Annotated in this window: 1 protein-coding gene; it reads left to right on the top strand. The window is 65.1% G+C overall.

The window, feature by feature from the left end:
- Window positions 1-332 precede the first annotated feature (332 nt).
- Window positions 333-2,027, top strand: a complete 1,695-nt coding sequence (kstD, locus tag ACFWPJ_RS28630; RefSeq protein WP_378855985.1) for a 3-oxosteroid 1-dehydrogenase — start codon at window positions 333-335, stop codon at window positions 2,025-2,027.
- Window positions 2,028-3,265: the final 1,238 nt, after the last annotated feature.

The following is a 3,265-nucleotide window of genomic DNA, read 5'->3' as shown; positions in this document are numbered from 1 at the left end:
GTATGACGCCTCTCACATCCTCACGACCGACTCGCGCCTACGTCCTGGGAGTCCCATCACCGGGGCTACACCGATCAGCCAGCGAGGTTGCGCAGGACGAGCGCGCCCACCCGGGGTACGAACACACTCACGCCGAGACGGATCGACGCGGTAGACACTACCCGCTCACCGCAACCGCCCTGGCGAATGAAACACGTTCTCGTCTATGGTTTCGGATGATTGGGAAGTGGCCTGATTATGCACCCCAATTCACCTCCTGCAGGGGTGAGGAACGTGTTTCACTACTAGGGCGCGGTTAGCGTGCTGGTCGACTCGATAATTGAAGGAGAACCATGGCACAGGATGTCGACGAGTTCGACGTCATCGTCGTCGGAAGCGGCGGCGCTGGGATGACCGCGGCGCTGACCGCAGCCCACAACGGCCTATCGGTGGTCGTGGTGGAAAAGGCCGCGTACTACGGCGGCTCGACCGCGCGCTCCGGCGGCGGGGTGTGGATCCCGAACAACGACGTGCTCAAAGCCGCCGGCATCGAGGACACCTTGCAGGATGCGCGCACCTACCTCGAGGCCATCGTTGGTGATGTCGTGGCACCCGAACGCATCGACACCTACATCGAACGTGGCCCCGAGGTGTTCTCCTTCCTGACCCAGGTCAGCCCGTTGCGCATGCAGTGGGTGCCCGGCTATTCCGACTACTACCCCGAGGCCCCCGGTGGCCGCGCGCACGGCCGATCGGTGGAACCCAAGCCCTTCAATGGCAAGAAGCTCGGAGCCGAACTGGCCAACCTCGAGCCCGATTACGCTTCGGGCCCGCGCAACTTCGTGTTCACCCAGGCTGACTACCGCCAGGTTCATCTGGGACTGCGAAACCCGCGATTCCCGCTGCGGGCCATCCGAATCGGTGCACGCTGGGCCAAAGGCCAACTGCTGCGCCAGAATCTGCTCGCACGCGGTCAGTCGCTGGTGGCCATGCTGCGCGCTGGGCTGCTGCAGGCGGGTATTCCGCTGTGGCTCAACACTGCGCTGGTTGAGTTGCGCTACGACGACAACCGCGTCAGTGGCGTGGTGATCGAAAAGGACGGTGTGCCAAGAGTTCTCAACGCGCGTCACGGCGTGGTCATAGCCAGCGGCGGCTTCGAACACAACGAGCAGATGCGTAAGCAGTATCAGCGCGAGCCGATCGGCACCGAGTGGACCGTGGGCGCCAAAGCCAACACTGGCGATGGGATTCGCGTCGGCCAAGCACTTGGTGCCGCGGTGGAGTTCATGGAGGATGCCTGGTGGGGGCCCTCGATTCCGTTGCCGCGGCAGGCCTGGTTCTGTCTGTCGGAGCGCAATCTGCCCGGCAGCATGATTATCAACGATCGCGGGCAGCGGTTCATGAACGAATCGCTGCCCTATGTCGAAGCCACACATCGGATGTATGGCGGTGACTTCGGCCAGGGCGAGGGTGCGGGTGAGAACATCCCGGCCTGGTTGGTGTTCGATCAGAGCTACCGCAACCGGTACGCCTTCGCTGGCATGGCCCCGCGCCAGCCCTTGCCGGGGCGTTGGTTCAAATCCGGTGCGCTCACCCGCGCCGGCTCCATTGCCGAGCTGGCAAAGAAGATCGGGGTGCCCGCCGACAAGCTGCAGGAGACGATCACGCGGTTCAACACTTTCGCTCACAAGGGCAAGGACGAGGAATTCGGCCGCGGCGATAGCGCCTATGACCGCTACTACGGTGATCCGCGCCAGCGTCCCAACCCCAATCTCGGTGCGCTCGAGACCGGTCCGTTCTACGCCGCCCGACTGGTTCCCGGCGATCTGGGCACCAAAGGCGGCCTGGTCACCGATATCGCCGGTCGCGTGCAACGCGAGGACGGCTCGGTGATCAGGGGCTTGTACGCCGCGGGCAATGCCAGCGCACCGGTCATGGGCCACACCTACGCCGGCCCCGGCGCGACCATCGGCCCGGCGATGGTCTTCGCCTATCTCGCTGTCGAAGACATCGCCAAGAGCCGCACGACTGCGCCGCTCGCGGGATAGCGCTCCACCAACGATGGGCGGGAACCAACCCTCGTACCCCCGCCCATCGTTGTCCCGCAAACATTTTCAGCCGCGAAGCGCTAGACCGGCCCGGCGGCAACCCTGCCTTTGGCATCGGCGATCCGCCCTGCCAGGCGCTGCTGAACGTAGTCCCGAAGTTGGGTGTTTTCGGCGATTGAAGAACTTACCGGAGGCTAGGCCTCCACCGCCATATTGACGTACTCGGCGGGCCTGCGGTTGACGACACTCCATCGATCCGAACGGGCCGCCCGCAAGCTAGAACGCCGAATGCCCCGCACTAGCAATGCGAGTCCGGGGCATTCGTGATTGGGTAATCGGCCGCGCACAGGCTCTGACACAAGCTAAATGGTTGGCAACTCCGAGTGTAGGCATGGCGAGGTGGGCTGCGGAATCGGCCACAGTACCAGGAACGTGGGATCAGACCACCCCATTCGGCGGCTGCAGGGTCGGCGGCACCCCGCCCAAGTTTGCCGTCGATCGAAGGAGCCGGGAACGCGACGCACGCGGAGCACCGACTTGGTGGCACGCGCCCGAGATCAGCCCGGGCTCATCCACGCTCGCGCGGGGAGCACTTTGGCGTCGTCGTCCCGGTACGGCTGGACGGGGGCTCATTCCCGCTCGCGCAGGGAGCACGGAGACGCGACCGAGGCGGGCGGCACCCGACAGGGCTCATCCCCGCTCGCGCGGGGAGCACTGCGGGTCCAACCTCCACGCGCAACGGCTGGCGGGCTCATTCCCGCTCGCGCGGGGAGCACCGATTCCAGCGGGCGATTCGGTCGTTCAGCCCGGGCTCATCCCCGCTAGTACGGGACCGACCACCGGATCGCCCAGGACACCACGCCGGGGTTCGGACCATCCCCGCCACTGCGGGGCCGACCCGTATCTGTTGCCAGTGACCCGCCACCCACGCGGACCATCCCCGTGGGTGCGGGGCCGACGCTTCTTCACCTGCAGGTTTCCGGGACAGCCAGCGCGATTTCAATCACTTCGATTCTGCACTACAGCGTGCCCCACGAGTGCGGACGATCCCTGCGCCCGGATCTATTGCAGGAGACCGCCTGGACTGACCTCGCCCGAACTGGATGGATAGAAGTCTGCGGATGCGCGGCTAGAGGTGTTCTCCTTCGGAGGGGCAGAACTTTGACGAAAGCACCCCGAGGGCGATGCTCGCTGACTCTCCCAGTGGAACCAGAGCCCTGGGTTAGATAGCTTGTATC

It is taken from the genome of Nocardia sp. NPDC058497, assembly GCF_042720195.1.
In the GTDB taxonomy this organism is placed as follows: domain Bacteria; phylum Actinomycetota; class Actinomycetes; order Mycobacteriales; family Mycobacteriaceae; genus Nocardia.
Note: the sequence above shows the minus strand (reverse complement) of the source record. Positions and strands in the feature narration are given on the sequence as shown.

Excerpts from the sequence above, each read along its gene's own strand:
- kstD (WP_378855985.1), top strand. The coding sequence starts at position 333 with ATGGCACAGGATGTCGACGAGTTCGACGTCATCGTCGTCGGAAGCGGC.